The sequence below is a fragment of the Enterobacter cloacae genome, from assembly GCF_011078175.1.
GTDB classification, from domain to species: domain Bacteria; phylum Pseudomonadota; class Gammaproteobacteria; order Enterobacterales; family Enterobacteriaceae; genus Enterobacter; species Enterobacter cloacae_Q.
Map to the genome: position 1 here is coordinate 379,864 of NZ_JAALCJ010000001.1, position 15,390 is coordinate 395,253.

At 52.3% G+C, this 15,390-nt stretch carries 20 protein-coding genes; 8 read left to right on the top strand and 12 right to left on the bottom strand.

Annotation, left to right across the window (positions count from 1 at the left end; genetic code table 11):
• Positions 1–68 precede the first annotated feature (68 nt).
• Positions 69–350, top strand: a complete 282-nt coding sequence (locus G6Q29_RS01825; RefSeq protein WP_242637177.1) for a hypothetical protein — start codon at positions 69–71, stop codon at positions 348–350.
• A 40-nt stretch (positions 351–390) separates the two neighbouring features.
• On the opposite strand, the gene ompW is transcribed toward G6Q29_RS01825, so the two are convergent.
• On the bottom strand, positions 391–1,023 hold the full coding sequence (gene ompW, locus G6Q29_RS01830; protein WP_165464315.1) for an outer membrane protein OmpW: 633 nt from the start codon (positions 1,021–1,023) through the stop codon (positions 391–393).
• Between the two features lie 282 nt (positions 1,024–1,305).
• Here ompW and G6Q29_RS01835 point away from each other — a divergent pair, with 282 nt between their 5' ends.
• From G6Q29_RS01835 to yciA, 4 genes are all read left to right on the top strand, one after another.
• Positions 1,306–1,710, top strand: a complete 405-nt coding sequence (locus G6Q29_RS01835; RefSeq protein ID WP_165464316.1) for a YkgJ family cysteine cluster protein — start codon at positions 1,306–1,308, stop codon at positions 1,708–1,710.
• Positions 1,711–1,735: 25 nt separating this feature from the next.
• Positions 1,736–2,479 carry a YciC family protein gene (locus tag G6Q29_RS01840; protein ID WP_003856765.1) on the top strand — a complete coding sequence of 248 codons (744 nt, stop codon included), beginning with the start codon at positions 1,736–1,738 and terminating at the stop codon, positions 2,477–2,479.
• 13 nt (positions 2,480–2,492) lie between these two features.
• A complete protein-coding gene (locus tag G6Q29_RS01845) occupies positions 2,493–3,032 on the top strand; it encodes a septation protein A (protein ID WP_003856762.1) in 540 nt (179 codons plus the stop codon).
• A 299-nt stretch (positions 3,033–3,331) separates the two neighbouring features.
• On the top strand, positions 3,332–3,727 hold the full coding sequence (gene yciA / locus G6Q29_RS01850; RefSeq protein WP_165464317.1) for an acyl-CoA thioester hydrolase YciA: 396 nt from the start codon (positions 3,332–3,334) through the stop codon (positions 3,725–3,727).
• 37 nt (positions 3,728–3,764) lie between these two features.
• On the opposite strand, the gene tonB is transcribed toward yciA, so the two are convergent.
• Positions 3,765–4,493 carry a TonB system transport protein TonB gene (gene tonB / locus G6Q29_RS01855; RefSeq protein ID WP_207309774.1) on the bottom strand — a complete coding sequence of 243 codons (729 nt, stop codon included), beginning with the start codon at positions 4,491–4,493 and terminating at the stop codon, positions 3,765–3,767.
• A 221-nt stretch (positions 4,494–4,714) separates the two neighbouring features.
• Here tonB and G6Q29_RS01860 point away from each other — a divergent pair, with 221 nt between their 5' ends.
• Complete coding sequence (locus tag G6Q29_RS01860) at positions 4,715–5,011, top strand: YciI family protein (protein WP_165464318.1); 297 nt, start codon at positions 4,715–4,717, stop codon at positions 5,009–5,011.
• A gap of 33 nt (positions 5,012–5,044) precedes the next feature.
• On the opposite strand, the gene leuE is transcribed toward G6Q29_RS01860, so the two are convergent.
• The 4 genes from leuE to G6Q29_RS01875 form a co-directional block, all read right to left on the bottom strand.
• The gene (gene leuE / locus G6Q29_RS01865) at positions 5,045–5,680 is read right to left on the bottom strand and encodes a leucine efflux protein LeuE (RefSeq protein WP_165464319.1); all 636 of its coding nucleotides are present in this window, start codon (positions 5,678–5,680) and stop codon (positions 5,045–5,047) included.
• Between the two features lie 67 nt (positions 5,681–5,747).
• A complete protein-coding gene (locus G6Q29_RS01870) occupies positions 5,748–6,158 on the bottom strand; it encodes an Exc2 family lipoprotein (RefSeq protein ID WP_165464320.1) in 411 nt (136 codons plus the stop codon).
• A gap of 11 nt (positions 6,159–6,169) precedes the next feature.
• Positions 6,170–6,298, bottom strand: a complete 129-nt coding sequence (locus tag G6Q29_RS21840; RefSeq protein WP_431732528.1) for a KPN_01571 family protein — start codon at positions 6,296–6,298, stop codon at positions 6,170–6,172.
• 117 nt (positions 6,299–6,415) lie between these two features.
• Positions 6,416–6,589 (bottom strand): YciY family protein, encoded by a 174-nt coding sequence (locus G6Q29_RS01875; protein WP_017384232.1) that lies wholly within the window; start codon positions 6,587–6,589, stop codon positions 6,416–6,418.
• 143 nt (positions 6,590–6,732) lie between these two features.
• Here G6Q29_RS01875 and cls point away from each other — a divergent pair, with 143 nt between their 5' ends.
• Together cls and G6Q29_RS01885 are read left to right on the top strand one after the other, a co-directional pair.
• A complete protein-coding gene (gene cls, locus G6Q29_RS01880) occupies positions 6,733–8,193 on the top strand; it encodes a cardiolipin synthase (protein ID WP_003856750.1) in 1,461 nt (486 codons plus the stop codon).
• A gap of 33 nt (positions 8,194–8,226) precedes the next feature.
• On the top strand, positions 8,227–8,556 hold the full coding sequence (locus tag G6Q29_RS01885) for an HI1450 family dsDNA-mimic protein (RefSeq protein ID WP_006810881.1): 330 nt from the start codon (positions 8,227–8,229) through the stop codon (positions 8,554–8,556).
• Between the two features lie 31 nt (positions 8,557–8,587).
• Here the strand turns inward: G6Q29_RS01885 and G6Q29_RS01890 are convergent, their stop codons facing one another.
• From G6Q29_RS01890 to oppA, 6 genes are all read right to left on the bottom strand, one after another.
• Positions 8,588–9,424: an ion transporter gene (locus G6Q29_RS01890; protein ID WP_165464321.1), complete on the bottom strand. Its 837-nt coding sequence runs from the start codon at positions 9,422–9,424 to the stop codon at positions 8,588–8,590.
• Positions 9,425–9,468: 44 nt separating this feature from the next.
• Positions 9,469–10,473, bottom strand: coding sequence for a murein tripeptide/oligopeptide ABC transporter ATP-binding protein OppF (gene oppF, locus G6Q29_RS01895; RefSeq protein ID WP_003856743.1), 1,005 nt, complete (start codon positions 10,471–10,473; stop codon positions 9,469–9,471).
• Positions 10,470–11,483, bottom strand: a complete 1,014-nt coding sequence (locus G6Q29_RS01900; protein ID WP_017384234.1) for an ABC transporter ATP-binding protein — start codon at positions 11,481–11,483, stop codon at positions 10,470–10,472. Before G6Q29_RS01900 ends, oppF begins: the two co-directional genes overlap by 4 nt.
• 11 nt (positions 11,484–11,494) lie before the next feature.
• Positions 11,495–12,403, bottom strand: coding sequence for an oligopeptide ABC transporter permease OppC (gene oppC, locus G6Q29_RS01905; protein WP_003856740.1), 909 nt, complete (start codon positions 12,401–12,403; stop codon positions 11,495–11,497).
• A gap of 12 nt (positions 12,404–12,415) precedes the next feature.
• The gene (oppB, locus tag G6Q29_RS01910; RefSeq protein WP_003856738.1) at positions 12,416–13,336 is read right to left on the bottom strand and encodes an oligopeptide ABC transporter permease OppB; all 921 of its coding nucleotides are present in this window, start codon (positions 13,334–13,336) and stop codon (positions 12,416–12,418) included.
• Positions 13,337–13,418: 82 nt separating this feature from the next.
• Entirely contained in the window at positions 13,419–15,050 is a 1,632-nt protein-coding gene (gene oppA, locus G6Q29_RS01915; RefSeq protein ID WP_003856736.1) for an oligopeptide ABC transporter substrate-binding protein OppA, read from the bottom strand.
• Positions 15,051–15,390 lie beyond the last annotated feature (340 nt).

Sequence of the window (15,390 nt, forward strand, 5' to 3'; positions counted from 1 at the left end):
TTGATGTACTGATGTTTTTAAGATTTTTTGGATTTCTGCTTTTTTTTATCTCATTTCACGTTTCGTCTTTGAATTTCTCATCGACGTATTTGCGGCTAAACTGCCCGGAGCGCGGTCTGGTCGACATTATTCTGCACGTCTATGACCACACCCAGGAAAAGTGGCTCGGGCATTTTGAAACCGGCGCAGGTCATAAGCGTGTCGGCGATACCGAAATTATTCCGTTTGCAAACGGGGATATTCTTTTCCATTCCATTTCACGCGATGCGTTCAGCTACCTGTATGATGGCGAATCGACGCTCAGGCATTGCATGAAGCTGGACGAACGCCCCGTTTATCCGTTCTTTTGATGCCCGACACTGGCCGCTAAGCGGCCAGTTTTTACGCGAATCAGAAACGGTAACCCGCGGAGAACATAAATACCCACGGATCCAGACGGGTATTAATTGTCTGCTGCTCTCCACCCGCTTTAAAGCGAACATCGGTATCAATATCCATGTACCAGACCGAGGCGTTGATGAGCCAGTTACGGTTAATCAGATAGTCCAGACCAACCTGCCCCGCCACGCCCCAGGAGTCTTTCAGACTGAGATCGGAAAGACCGGCCTCTTTTCCGGTATCGTTAAATTTCTCATCAAAGAAGGTGGTGTAGTTTACGCCAGCCCCAATATAAGGACGCACCTTGCTGCTGGAATCGCCGAAGTACCACTGCGCCATCAGCGTTGGTGGTAAATGGTGCACCGTGGCAATGTCCCCGGTCGGACCTAAGCCGACGCGGTGACGGAATGGCGTAGCGGCCAAAAGCTCGACGCCAATGTTATCCGTTGCCATATACGTGAACGTCAGGCCTAACTGGGTATTATTACTGACGTTAAACCCGCCCATACCTAGCACATTGTCGGAACCTTCCGTTGGACGCACCGTTGCCGAACCGGCACGAATAAAGAATTCGCCTGCTTCATGCGCGTACGCGCCGCCAGAGAGACTGCTTAAGATAAGGGCTGCCACCGCTAATTTTTTCATATCCGCTCCATCGTTGTGGTTTTAATTGCGGAGGTGAATATACTCACAAATGAGTAATAAGTGATCTAACACAGATCACATTAGAACCAGTAAGTTAACATTCATTGATCTGGGTTAATTTTTAGTGACACCTCATTGAGTAATAAGTTGTGACCACGTCAATTTCTGGCATTTCTTGGTTACATAATTTTCTTTTTTCACTCTCTTGCGCTTCATGAAGCGGCTGGATAATTTATCGCTCTCACAATCTGATTTGATGCGTTCTACTTTTGCAGGTGTGCCATGAGTGATCATAACCCGTGCATGACGTGCGGAGCCTGTTGTGCGTATTTTCGAGTCTCTTTTTACTGGGCTGAAGCCAGCGATGGCGGAGGTACCGTTCCGGTTCATCTCACTGAGCCGTTAACCCCCTTTCTGCGCTGCATGAGCGGCACGAACCAAAAGCAGGCCCGCTGTGTAGCGCTACAGGGTGATCCTGGGGTGTCTACCCGATGTGCCATTTATGAGGAGCGCCCCAGCCCCTGCCGGGAATTTATCATGTCGGGAGAAGATGGGCAGATCAATGAGGCGTGCAATCGCGCCCGCGCCCGCTATGGATTACCGCCGCTTTACAAAGATATGCTTTTCCATACAAGCCTTGATGCTGCCACCAGCATGTTATCCGGTGTACAATTGCCGGCTAATTAACACCTGCAATACTCAAGGAGAGTGCATGTCTATCACGGCGAAGTCTGTCTACCGTGACACGGGAAATTTTTTCCGCAATCAGTTCATTACTTTTTTACTGATCGCGTTGTTGTGCGCCTTTATTACGGTGGTGCTGGGTCATGCGTTCTCACCCAGTGATGAACAGATTGCCACGCTGAGCCAGGGGGATCATCTTGCAGGCAGCGCAGGGTTGTTTGACCTTGTTCAGAATATGACGCCAGAGCAGCAGCAAATCTTGCTGCGTGCATCTGCGGCATCTACCTTCTCGGGCCTGATTGGCAACGCCATTCTGGCGGGTGGCGTGTTGCTGATGATCCAGCTGGTCTCTGCCGGTCAACGCGTCAGCGCGTTACGTGCAATCGGGGCCAGTGCTCCGGTGCTGCCGAAACTGTTTATCCTCATCTTCCTGACTACGCTGCTGGTCCAGATGGGGATAATGTTGGTGGTTGTTCCGGGCGTGCTGCTGGCTATCGTGCTTTCATTCGCGCCAGTAATGGTTGTACAGGACAAACTGGGCATTTTCACCGCCATGCGCAGCAGCATAAGGCTCGCGTGGGCCAATATGCGTCTGGTCGCTCCGGCCGTTATCAGCTGGCTGCTGGCCAAGACGCTGCTGTTGCTGTTTGCGCCGAATTTTGCAGTATTAACGCCAAACGTCGGTGCGGTTGTCGCCAATACGCTGAGCAATCTGATTTCAGCCGTGCTGCTGGTCTATTTGTTCCGCCTGTACATGTTAATTCGTCAGTAACTGGGATCGCAGAATGAAGCAGTTTCTTGATTTTTTACCGCTGATCGTATTTTTCGCTTTTTATAAGCTGTACGACATTTATGCTGGCACGCTGGCGCTGATTGTGGCAACGGCTGTGGTGCTGATTTACAGCTGGGTTCGCTATCGCAAAGTTGAAAAGATGGCGCTCATCACCTTCCTGATGGTGGCGGTATTTGGTGGTCTGACGTTGTTCTTCCACAATGATGAATTTATCAAATGGAAGGTCACGGTGATTTACGGCCTGTTCGCGGGCGCGCTGCTCATCAGCCAGTGGGTGATGAAGAAGCCGCTGATCCAGCGCATGCTGGGGAAAGAACTGACCCTGCCGCAGGCTGTGTGGGGGCGTCTGAATATCGCCTGGGCGCTGTTTTTTATTCTGTGTGGTCTGGCGAATATCTATATCGCATTCTGGCTGCCGCAGAATATCTGGGTCAACTTCAAGGTGTTTGGCCTGACGGCACTGACCCTTATCTTCACCCTGCTCAGCGGCGTTTATATTTATCGCCACATGCCGCAGGATGACAAACACTGATCCTTCTGGCCAGATCGCCGCGCGGTCTGGCCTCTCTTCCGCCCTCTTTTTTTAACAACTTTCCGGCGTGAAGGTTTGAATCATGAGGATTTTATAGGGATTACTGCCAGTTAATTGTAATGTGGATGACTATCACTGATTTTGTTTCTAGCGTTTTTTTGGAAACTGAAATGAGTTGATGAAAAACACAATAAGATTTGCCCCGGTTACGTTTACGCTCGCCATCCTTACCCTATTCTCTCCAGCCAGAAATCATAGTAGCATCCCGCCTGAAGTCTTCAGTTACGAGTTTAAAAACAATGACAACAAATGACGCCCCTCAGGGCGAACTGGTTTTACGCACACTGGCAATGCCTGCGGATACGAATGCCAATGGCGATATTTTTGGCGGCTGGTTAATGTCGCAAATGGATATGGGCGGTGCAATTCTGGCCAAAGAGATTGCGCATGGGCGCGTGGTTACCGTCCGGGTAGACGGCATGACCTTCCTGCGTCCGGTTGCGGTGGGTGATGTGGTGTGCTGTTACGCACGTTGCGTAAAACGCGGTAATACGTCTATTTCCATCAACATTGAAGTGTGGGTAAAAAAAGTCTCTTCTGAACCGATTGGTCAGCGCTATAAAGCGACGGAGGCATTATTTATCTATGTGGCGGTGGATAGCGACGGCAAACCGCGTCAGCTCCCACGGGGTTGATCCTTCGACAAAAAAAGCCTCCTTGCGGAGGCTTCTTTTATTCCATCTGTGCCCCGCCGTTCAGGCGGAAGACAATGTTCACAATCAATCCATTGCCGGGTTTACCGGCTTCATAGCGCCACCTGCGCATGGCCGATTTAACTTCGCGTTCAAACATATTTGCCGGCTGTGCGGACAAAATTTGAACGTTATCCACACGTCCATCCGCCGTAACGTCGAATTTCACCCGTACGCGCCCTTCAATACGTAACGCCTGAGCACGTGCCGGGTACTGCGGCTGGTTACGGCTCAGCGCGCGCGGGCCAGCAGGTGCCGTAACCGTCGGTTTTGTTGCGGTTGTGGTGTTATTCATCAGCGGACGCGACGGAGCGGCATTTTCAACCGGCTGCGTGGTCCGGGGTTCAACAGGACGCACTTCACGTTTCGGACGCTCTTCCACCTTTTTGACCGGCTTCGGTTTTGGCTTCGGCTTCGGTTTTGGCTTCGGCTCCGGCTTGTGGATCACCACCGGCGCTTCTTTCGGCGGCTCAGGAACCAGCTCAGGTTCCGGCTCGGGTTCAACAACGGGCTGTGGCGGCGGCGGTGCAACCTGCGGCGGCTCAAGATCCGCAGGCGATACCATGGTCACCGAAATTGGCTGCGCTGGCGCTGGCATTTCAATAACCTGATGAACCGAGGTATAGAGCAGACCCGCCACGACAGCACCGTGAATAACGACGGAAAGCAGCGTCGGCCATGAAAAGCGGCGAGGTAAATCAAGGGTCATCGAAGTCATAATCATCAACGTTAAAAAACCGAACCTCGATTTTAAATGCAAATAGCAATCATATTCAATAAGACACTTTGTCCTGGCGCAATTTAAGCGTACATGAGGGCAAAAAAGGGGCATTCAGATCAGGGTTTTAACATTGTTATTATCTTTACATTGCAGTCATTTGTGCTTTCACATAACGTAATTGTCACTTTTACCGGTTAAGGAGCTTTGCCGTGCTTTACGTGATTTACGCTGAAGATGTACCTGATTCTCTGGAAAAACGTCTTTCCGTTCGCCCTGCCCATCTGGCGCGTTTACAGTTGCTACAGGAAGAAGGTCGGCTGCTGACCGCAGGTCCGATGCCTGCCGTTGACAGCAACGATCCGGGCGCGGCGGGTTTTACCGGCTCCACGGTGATTGCCGAGTTTGAATCCCTGGAAGCCGCACAGTCCTGGGCAGAAGCAGACCCGTACGTCGCAGCCGGCGTGTACGAGAAAGTCACGGTTCGCCCATATAAAAAAGTATTCTGAAACGAAAGGCTCCCTCGTGAGCCTTTTCTTCATTCAGTGCAGCGACGCCAGCCTCGCTGCAAATCCGACAAACAGCAGACCTATCAGCCCATTCCCCAGCTTCGCCAGTTTCTTTTTGGTTTTCAGATAACGCGTAACAAACGCGCCTGAGAAAATCAGGAAGCTCATGTACATGAAGCTGATCAGCTCAAGCGTTGTGGCGAGGATCAGGAACGACGTGCCGGTATTCTTCGCATTGACATCAATGAACTGCACGAAGAACGACACGTAAAAGAGAATCGCTTTCGGGTTCGTCAGGCTCAGCACCAGCGAACGCTTAAGGATCGCGCTTGCCGGTTCGGCGCTACTTTCGTGCGCATTTTTTTGACGCGTTATAACGGACCAAAGCATTTTTCCGCCCAGCCACAGCAGATAAAACGCGCCCAGATAGCGGACAATATTAAATAAAACCGGAGTGGTCTGGATCAACGCGGCGACGCCCGCCCAGGCCAGAAACATCAGCACGGCATCACCAATAAACACACCGGTGGCTGCCAGATAGCCTTTCTTAACGCCGTGGCCAATCCCTGTTTTCAGCACAAACAAGGTGTTCGGTCCTGGAACCAGCACGATAAAAAATGCACCGACAACATAGGTCCAGAAATTCAGTACACCAAACTCCGTAAACACGTCTCACTCCTTTCGCTCAAAAACAGCGGGGATACCGGTAATTACGGTATCCCCTGTATCAGTTGCGCTATTGTACGCCGTTATAGCCATCAAGATAAGTCGCGGCCAGTTCGTTACCAAATAATATGGCGTCTTTACTGTCCATGTCCGATGACCATTTATCCTTCGCGTTGCCCGCGAACAATTCCTGCGACGTCGCATTTTCTTTTAGCCGATCGCGAATGCTTTGCGCGTATTCACTGGCTTCAGCCTGAGTCCGCCCTTCCGCGCGGTCAGCTTTGCCCCGGACATAAAGCTCGCGGAACTGCGCCACGTTCAGCTGATAATTTTTCTGCACGCTGGAGGTGTAATTGCCGCCGGTAAAGCTGGACTGATGCGACACGAAATAAAACGCGTGCCGCTCGGGTGAGGTTTTACTGCTGGCACAACCGCTTAATATCGCAATCCCGAAGAGTGCTGCCATCACTTTTACGTTCATCCTTTTTTCCTTTAATAAAGCCAATGTATTCCCCATGCGAAAACATAATCTCCCAATGAGGAAAATGACGAAAGTCCTGTATCTTCCCTGAGCGCATCCAGCGCCAAAAGTACAATAAAAATCCAGAGATAAGGATTCATCTTTTAATATCATGTCGTTATGGGGACTTAGTATATCGAGGAACGCAAACGGCAGGAGACTGCAAAAATTGATAGCCTGGATATTTAATGGGCACCTTTACGGTGCCCTCATGCTTTTCAGATGTCCTGGACCGCGAACAACAACGCGTTACGGTGTCTGTTCAGGCCACATTTTCTGATGGCGTGGATACGCATATTGCGGCGGGATTGTGCTTCCAGCCAACGAGCCTTACGACGACTCACCTGTCGCAACATGCGCCAGCGCCCAACTTCAGTTCTACTGCGCTTCATGTCTACAACTCTTTCTTTAACAGAGATGCCATTATATGCCTAAGCAGGCGGCAAACCAGCGCTTTTATCTGCCGTTTTTATTTGCCAGATGAATCCTGATGCGTAAACTCATAACAACACGCTTTCAAAAGGATTTTTTATTTATGACAACCTTCTACACCGTGGTGAGTTGGCTGGTCATTTTAGGATACTGGCTGTTAATTGCCGGGGTGACGTTGCGCATTCTGATGAAACGCAGAGCGGTACCTTCCGCCATGGCCTGGCTTCTGATTATCTACATTCTGCCGCTGGTGGGCATTATCGCCTATCTCTCTTTCGGTGAACTTCATCTGGGTAAACGCCGCGCCGAACGCGCCCGCGCCATGTGGCCCTCCACGGCGAAATGGCTTGCCGACCTTAAAGCCTGCAAGCATATCTTCGCCGAAGAAAACAGCAGCGTGGCCGCATCTCTGTTCAAGCTGTGCGAACGCCGCCAGGGCATTGCTGGGGTAAAAGGCAATCAGCTGCAACTGATGACCTCTTCTGATGATGTGATGCAGGCGCTGATCCGCGATATCCAGCTCGCCCGGCATAATATCGAGATGGTGTTTTATATCTGGCAGCCGGGCGGCATGGCGGACCAGGTCGCCGAATCGCTGATGGCCGCTGCACGTCGCGGTATCCACTGCCGCCTGATGCTGGACTCCGCCGGCAGCGTGGCCTTTTTCCGTAGCCCGTGGGCAGGCATGATGCGCAACGCCGGTATCGAGGTGGTCGAGGCGCTGAAAGTGAATCTTTTCCGCGTTTTTCTGCGCCGCATGGATCTCCGCCAGCACCGGAAAATGGTTCTGATCGACAACTATATCGCCTACACCGGCAGCATGAACATGGTTGACCCCCGCTTCTTCAAGCAGGATTCCGGCGTGGGGCAATGGATCGATTTAATGGCGCGGATGGAAGGACCGATCGCGACCTCAATGGGTATCGTCTATTCCTGCGACTGGGAAATTGAAACCGGTAAACGCATTCTTCCCCCGCCGCCGGATGGCAATATCATGCCGTTTGAGGAAGCCAGCGGGCACACTATCCACACTATCGCCTCCGGTCCCGGCTTCCCGGAAGATCTGATCCATCAGGCGCTGCTGACCGCCGCGTACTCCGCGCGGGAATATCTGATCATGACCACGCCGTATTTCGTTCCCAGCGACGATCTTCTGCATGCCATCTGTACAGCGGCACAGCGCGGCGTTGACGTGAGCATTATTATGCCGCGCAAGAACGATTCGCTGCTGGTGGGATGGGCAAGCCGCGCGTTCTTTAGTGAGCTGTTGGCCGCAGGCGTTAAAATTTATCAGTTCGAAGGCGGGCTGTTACATACCAAGAGTGTGCTGGTGGACGGAGAGCTGAGCCTGGTGGGTACCGTCAACCTCGATATGCGCAGTCTGTGGCTGAATTTTGAAATTACGCTGGTCATTGATGACGCCGGGTTCGGCGGCGATCTGGCGGCGGTGCAGGACGATTATATCTCCCGCTCACGCCTGCTGGACGCCAGACTGTGGGCAAAACGTCCGCTGTGGCAGCGAATTGCCGAACGACTGTTTTACTTCTTTAGTCCGTTGCTGTAAAACGTGCCCAACGATGTTTAACAGGTAGTCATCATGGAAATGGATCTGAACAATCGCCTGACCGAAGACGAAACGCTCGAACAGGCCTACGATATTTTTCTCGAGCTGGCGGTCGATAATCTCGACCCTGCTGACGTCATTCTTTTCAATCTGCAATTTGAAGAGCGTGGCGGTGCTGAGCTGTTCGATCCGTCTGAAGACTGGGCCGAACATGTCGATTTTGACCTCAATCCGGACTTCTTCGCCGAGGTGGTGATTGGCCTGGCAGATGAAGACGGCGGAGAAATTAACGACATCTTTGCCCGCGTCCTGCTGTGCCGCGAGAAGGACCACAAACTGTGCCATATTCTCTGGCGCGAATAATAAAAAAGGCTGCCCGGGCAGCCTTTTTTATTTACTCCGGTAAGGCATTTCCACAGCGGTGACAAAACCGCGCGCCAGGTTCATGATTCCCCTGCTGACACTTCGGACATTTGCGTTGCTGCTTGCTATTCTGGAAGGCGCTGCTCATATGGGTGGTAATTAGCCCCGTCGGAATTGCTATCACCGAATAGCCGATCAGGATAAGAACCGATGCCACAATACGTCCGAGCGGCGTATGTGGAGTAATATCGCCATAGCCCACGGTGGTCACCGTGACGATGGCCCAGTAAACAGACGCATTAAGCGTGGTAAAACCAAATTTAGGCCCTTCGATTAAATACATCAGGGAGCCAAAAACGATCATCACGATAGCAATAAACGAATAGAAGAGAATCAGCTGGTGGCGGGCGCTGACAATGGCGATCCAAAAAACCCGCAGCGACGGCATAAAGCGCAGCAGTTTCAGAATTCGTAACACACGAATCGCCCGCATTGCGCGCCAGGCAAACACATAATTCAGGCTGATCTCAGGCCACAGCCACATGACATACAGCGGCAGGATGGTGGCTAAATCAATAAATCCCCAGAAGCTGAAAACGTATTTCGTCGGATTTGGCCAGCTAATGACCCTCAGCACATATTCCGCGGTAAACACCAGCGTGACAATCAATTCCAGCCAGACGAAAACGTGCCACTCTTCATACGTCATGTGGTACTGCGTTCCGGCACCAGATTCGATAAAGATAATAATGACGCTAATCAGAGCAAATAAACCGCACAGACCTTCGAAGCGGCGACCGGAAACCGTTTCAGGATCAAATAAAAGGTGATACAGCCGCTGACGGGCCGACGTGAATAATCGCGACACATTAACCTCGAAAAATAAGGGCTGACATATGTCAGCCCTTGCGATTATAACGGGTCTACTTTCAGGCAGGAAACCGCATGTCGGAAACTGCCCTCCAGAACCGGTCGTGTTTTTGCACATTCCGGCCCGGCTATCGGGCATCGCGTACGGAATACGCAGCCTGAAGGCGGGTTGATTGGCGAAGGCAGTTCCCCCTCCAGAAGCTGGATGGTTTTATTTTTCTCCAGATCGGGATCCGGAACGGGAACCGCAGACATCAGCGCTTTGGTATAAGGGTGCAGCGGATTGTGGTACACCTCATCATATGTGCCCAGCTCCACGGCGTGGCCCAGATACATGACCAGCACGCGGTCCGAAATGTGTTTTACCACCGCCAGATCGTGGGCGATGAAGATCAGCGACAACCCCATTTCCCGTTGCAGTTTCTGTAGCAGGTTAACCACCTGGGCCTGGATGGAAACGTCCAGCGCCGAAACCGGCTCATCACAGATAATCAGTTTTGGTTCAAGGATCAACGCGCGTGCAATACCGATACGCTGGCACTGACCGCCGGAGAACTCGTGCGGGTAGCGGTTGATAAGGTTAGGCAACAAACCCACCTTCAGCATCATCGCTTTCACCCGATCGCGAACTTCCTGGCGCGGCATCTTCGGATGATAGGTGCGCAGCGGCTCGGCAATGATTTCGCCGATGGTCATACGCGGGTTCAGGGACGCGAGCGGATCCTGGAAAATCATCTGGATATCACTGCGCACGTCGCGCCATTCATCGGGCTTCATTCCCAGCAGATCTTTGCCAAGCCAGGCCACTTTCCCGTCGGTGGCTTTCACCAGGCCGATGATCGCACGCGCAAACGTCGATTTGCCGCAGCCGGATTCGCCCACCACGCCCAGCGTTTCACCTTCGTACAGACGCAACGTGACGCCATCCACAGCTTTCAGGGTTTTGGCAGGCTGCCAGAACCACTGTTTACCGTCTTTGATATCGAAATGGACCTTCAGGTCAGCGATTTCGAGCAGCACATTTCTTTTTTCGTCGATCGCGTTCATACCAGCTCCTCCAGCGGCTTAAAGCAGGCGCGCAGACGGCCTGGGGCAAACGCTTCCAGCGGCGGTGCGCTGTTACAGATTTCCATCGCATGCGGACAACGCGGCTGGAACGGGCACCCTTTTGGCAAACGCAGCAGGTTTGGCGGGTTGCCCGGGATCGTCAGCAGCGACTCCCCTTCCGCATCGAGACGCGGCACGGCATTCAGCAGCCCGATAGAGTACGGATGGGCTGGCTGGTAAAACACATCGCGAGCATTACCGTATTCCATCGTGCGGCCTGCATACATGACTAACACTTTGTCGCAGATCCCGGCAACGACGCCTAAATCGTGGGTGATCATGATGATGGCGGTGTTGAACTCGCGCTTCAGCTCGTTCAGCAGCGTCATGATCTGGGCCTGGACGGTCACGTCCAGAGCGGTGGTCGGTTCATCAGCGATCAGCAGTTTTGGCCGGCAAAGCAATGCCATCGCGATCATAACGCGCTGACGCATACCGCCGGAGAACTCGTGCGGATACATGCGCATGCGCTTGCGCGCTTCAGGCATTTTCACCGCATCCAGCATTTTGACGGACTCTTCAAACGCTTCGGCTTTGCCCAGCCCCTTGTGGAGCATCAGCACTTCCATCAGCTGTTCGCCCACCCGCATATAGGGGTTCAGGGACGTCATCGGATCCTGGAAAATCATTGAAATCTGCTCGGCGCGCAGCTTGTTCAGCTCATGTTCCGGCAAATTCAGGATCTCTTTCCCGTTAAACGTCGCCGAACCGCCGATTACGCCGTTTGACGCCAGCAGGCCCATCAGCGCGAATGCGGTCTGGGATTTACCGGAACCGGATTCGCCCACAATGCCCAGCGTTTCACCGGCACGCAGGTCGAAGTTGAGATCGTTAACGGCAGTAACATCGCCGTCGGGGGTTTTAAACGTCACGCGGAGGTCTTTTACGTCCAGCAGTGCGCTGGTCCGCTGTTGCGCCTGCGGCGCGGTTGCCGTTTCAATAATGGTCATGACGGCGCTCCTTAACGGTCTTTCGGGTCGAGGGCATCACGCAGGCCATCGCCGATAAAGTTGAAACAGAACAGGGTGACAACCAGGAAGCCCGCCGGATACAGCAGTAACCACGGTGACACTTCCATGGAGTTTGCGCCATCACTTAACAGAGCGCCCCAGCTACTCAGCGGCTCTTGCGTACCTAATCCCAGGAAGCTCAGGAAAGACTCGAACAGGATCATACTTGGCACCAGAAGGGAGGCATATACCACCACCACGCCCAGCACGTTAGGAACGATATGACGCACCACAATATTGGCGGTAGAAACGCCACCAACCTGTGCAGCTTCGATAAACTCCTTACGTTTGAGGCTCAGCGTCTGGCCGCGCACAATACGCGCCATATCCAGCCAGGACACCATCCCGATCGCCACGAAGATCAGCAGGATATTTTGACCAAAGAAGGTCACCAGCAGAATGACGAAGAACATGAACGGGAAGGAGTTCAGGATTTCAAGCAAACGCATCATCACGGAGTCCACTTTCCCGCCGAGGTAGCCTGAAAGCGAACCGTAAAGCGTGCCGACAATCACCGCCACCAGCGCCGCCGCGATGCCGACCATCAGGGAAATACGGCCACCAATCGCCACACGCACCAGCAAATCACGGCCGGAAGAATCAGTACCGAAATAGTGCCCGGATTCCATATCCGGCGCGCTGGACATCATGCCCCAGTCCGTATCGAAATAGGTGAACTGAGAGAGCATTGGCGCCAGGGTTACGAACAGCGCGATAAGTACCAGCACGACGAGGCTGGCAACGGCAGCACGGTTATGCATAAAACGACGGCGGGCGTCCTGCCAAAGGCTACGGCCTTCGACCTCCAGCTTTTCACTGAAGTTTTCCAGCGCCTCGCTGTTTTTCTTACTCAACATCATGGCGTGCTCCAGTTAGTAACGGATTTTCGGGTCGATAACGGCATACAGCACATCGACAACGGCATTAAACAGAATGGTCAGCGCGCCCACGAGGATTGTCAGGCTTAGCACCAGCGAATAGTCACGGTTAAGCGCCCCGTTAACAAACAGCTGTCCGATGCCCGGCAGGCCATAAATGGTTTCAATCACCATTGAGCCCGTGATAATGCCGACGAATGCAGGCCCCATATAGGAGAGTACCGGTAACAGCGCAGGCTTGAGGGCATGACGGAAAATAATCCGGCGCATCGGCAGCCCTTTCGCACGGGCGGTACGGATGAAGTTCGAGTGCAGGACTTCAATCATTGAACCGCGGGTAATACGGGCGATGCTGGCGATGTAGGCCAGAGATAGTGCCACCATCGGCAATATCATGAACTTCAGCGCCCCGCCGTTCCAGCCGCCCCCGGGGAGCCATTTCAGGGTTATAGCAAATATCATCACCAGCAACGGCGCGACAACGAAGCTGGGGATGACCACCCCGGTCATTGCGACCCCCATTACGGCGTAATCCCATCGGGTATTTTGTTTTAACGCGGCGATGACGCCCGCGGTGACGCCGAGAACAACGGCCAGGATAAATGCCGCAGCACCTAATTTAGCCGATACCGGGAAGCTGGACGCCACCAGGTCGTTAACGGAATAGTCTTTATATTTAAATGACGGACCAAAATCACCGTGTGCAAGCTGCTTCAGATAGTTGAAGTACTGCGTGGTGATAGGATCGTTTAAATGGTATTTCGCTTCGATGTTGGCCATAACTTCTGGCGGAAGCGTGCGTTCACCGGTAAAAGGACTGCCCGGCGCAAGACGCATCATGAAGAAGGAAATTGTAATTAGAATAAATAACGTTGGAATCGCTTCAAGACAGCGACGCAGGATAAATTTCAACATTGCCCGTACCTTCTGGCGTGTGCCTGATGAATGTTACAAAATAGACACAGTGGGGCAAGCTCGCTCACCCCACGTATTGCCATTAATGCTTGATAATATAAAGATTCTTAACGGAAATATTATCCAACGGGTCTTTACCGGTATAACCCCCTACCCATGGTTTCACCAGGCGGGCGTTAACGTAGTAGTAAACCGGAACGATCGCAGAGTCTTTATCGAGCTGTTGTTCTGATTTCGCGTACAGATCGGCGCGCTGGGCGTCATCTGCCACCTTCAGGGTTTCGCCAATCAGCTTATCAAACGCCGGGCTCTTATAGTGTGCGGTGTTGTTCGAACTGTCGCTCAGCATGGTGTTCAGGAATGAGGTCGGTTCGTTATAGTCCGCACACCATCCTGCACGTGCCACGTCAAAGGTTCCCTGGTGGCGCGTATCGAGGAAGGTTTTCCATTCCTGGTTTTCCAGCTTCACGTTCACGCCGAGGTTTTTCTTCCAGATTGACGCGACGGCAATAGCCAGCTTTTTATGCAGATCGGAGGTGTTGTACAGCAGGCTAAAGGTCAGCGGCTTGTCGGCGGTATAGCCAGCTTCAGCCAGCAGTTTTTTCGCTTCTTCGTTACGTTTTTCCTGAGACCATTTGAACCATTCTGGTTCAACCAGCTTCATACCGTCGGTGTAAGGCGGGGTGTAGCTGTAAGCCGGCAGGTCGCCCTGATTCTTCACTTTATTCACGATAATGTCGCGATCCAGAGCCAGCTTCAGTGCGGTACGAACACGTACGTCGGTGAACGGTGCTTTCTGGTTGTTAATTTCGTAATAGTAGGTGCACAGATACGGATCGACGTGAACTTCTTTCGGGATCTCTTTTTTCAGCTTCTGGAACAGTTCAATCGGCATATTGTTATAGGTCATGTCGATTTCACCGCTGCGGTAGCGGTTTACGTCCGTCACTTCAGAAGAGATTGGCAGGTAAGTGACCTGATTAATAACGGTCTTCGCATTATCCCAATACTGCGGGTTGCGCTCCAGCACCATACGTTCGTTAACGACCCAGTCCTTCAGCTTATATGCACCGTTGGTCACGATATTCGCAGGCTGGGTCCATTTTTCACCAAATTTTTCTACCGCGGATTTTGGTACCGGGGAGACGGACGGGTGAACCAGCAGCTTGTAGAAGTACGGAACAGGTTCGCTCAACGTCACTTCAAAGGTATTGGCATCGATGGCTTTTACGCCCAGGTCGGTTACTGGCTTTTTACCCGTGATGATGTCATCGATATTGGCAATATGCCCATACTGGAGATAACTCGCATACGGGGAGGCGGTATTCGGATCCGCCAGACGCTGCCAGCTATAGACGAAATCTTCGGCGGTAACCGGCGTACCGTCGGACCATTTCGCATCTTTACGCAGATGGAAGGTCCAGACTTTAAAATCTTTGTTGTCCCATTTTTCCGCCACGCCCGGAGCCGGGTGGCCGTCTACGTCAGTCACCAGCAGACCTTCAAACAGATCGCGGTTAACGTTAGACTCTGGAACACCTTCAATTTTGTGCGGATCAAGAGACTGCACTTCCGCACCGTTATTACGTACCAGCGTTTGCTTCTCAGCCAGCTGAACACCGGCAGGAACGTCCGCAGCCATTGCAGCGTTGCCCGCGATTAGCGCAGTTAAAATCCCCGCCGCTACCAGACTTTTTTTTGTGATGATGGACATTGTGTTGATACTCCACTCATTATAATGACCGGCCTTCGCCAGTTGTGTAATCCCCTGTTGGGGCCTGTACAGCGCAGGAGTTTTTTTTGCTACTGTCAGGTTCTTTTTTTACTTCTTGCTATCACCGACTTCATTATTACTGACCGCTCGTACGGCGATCTTGCGTCGATTCTTCACACCCTCCCCCTGTCAGAGAAGTGCGTTGGCTATCTTAGGTGAGGGCTATATGAAAATAGTTCTCATCAACTTGTTTAATGCTGCAAAATATAAGGCCGGAAAGTACCAAATGGTGCTAACTCTCGCCAATACATTTTGCAAATTTGTTAAGCATTTCTCTTTT

What these genes read in the sequence shown, in the direction of transcription:
- G6Q29_RS01840 (WP_003856765.1), top strand. Translation starts at nt 1,736, where the DNA reads ATGTCTATCACGGCGAAGTCTGTCTACCGTGACACGGGAAATTTTTTC.
- ompW (WP_165464315.1), bottom strand. Translation starts at nt 1,023, where the DNA reads ATGAAAAAATTAGCGGTGGCAGCCCTTATCTTAAGCAGTCTCTCTGGC.
- oppC (WP_003856740.1), bottom strand. Translation starts at nt 12,403, where the DNA reads ATGATGTTGAGTAAGAAAAACAGCGAGGCGCTGGAAAACTTCAGTGAA.
- G6Q29_RS01885 (WP_006810881.1), top strand. Translation starts at nt 8,227, where the DNA reads ATGGAAATGGATCTGAACAATCGCCTGACCGAAGACGAAACGCTCGAA.
- G6Q29_RS01835 (WP_165464316.1), top strand. Translation starts at nt 1,306, where the DNA reads ATGAGTGATCATAACCCGTGCATGACGTGCGGAGCCTGTTGTGCGTAT.
- oppA (WP_003856736.1), bottom strand. Translation starts at nt 15,050, where the DNA reads ATGTCCATCATCACAAAAAAAAGTCTGGTAGCGGCGGGGATTTTAACT.
- yciA (WP_165464317.1), top strand. Translation starts at nt 3,332, where the DNA reads ATGACAACAAATGACGCCCCTCAGGGCGAACTGGTTTTACGCACACTG.
- oppB (WP_003856738.1), bottom strand. Translation starts at nt 13,336, where the DNA reads ATGTTGAAATTTATCCTGCGTCGCTGTCTTGAAGCGATTCCAACGTTA.
- G6Q29_RS01875 (WP_017384232.1), bottom strand. Translation starts at nt 6,589, where the DNA reads ATGAAGCGCAGTAGAACTGAAGTTGGGCGCTGGCGCATGTTGCGACAG.
- G6Q29_RS21840 (WP_431732528.1), bottom strand. Translation starts at nt 6,298, where the DNA reads ATGAATCCTTATCTCTGGATTTTTATTGTACTTTTGGCGCTGGATGCG.
- G6Q29_RS01870 (WP_165464320.1), bottom strand. Translation starts at nt 6,158, where the DNA reads ATGAACGTAAAAGTGATGGCAGCACTCTTCGGGATTGCGATATTAAGC.
- tonB (WP_207309774.1), bottom strand. Translation starts at nt 4,493, where the DNA reads ATGACCCTTGATTTACCTCGCCGCTTTTCATGGCCGACGCTGCTTTCC.
- G6Q29_RS01845 (WP_003856762.1), top strand. Translation starts at nt 2,493, where the DNA reads ATGAAGCAGTTTCTTGATTTTTTACCGCTGATCGTATTTTTCGCTTTT.
- G6Q29_RS01900 (WP_017384234.1), bottom strand. Translation starts at nt 11,483, where the DNA reads ATGACCATTATTGAAACGGCAACCGCGCCGCAGGCGCAACAGCGGACC.
- cls (WP_003856750.1), top strand. Translation starts at nt 6,733, where the DNA reads ATGACAACCTTCTACACCGTGGTGAGTTGGCTGGTCATTTTAGGATAC.
- oppF (WP_003856743.1), bottom strand. Translation starts at nt 10,473, where the DNA reads ATGAACGCGATCGACGAAAAAAGAAATGTGCTGCTCGAAATCGCTGAC.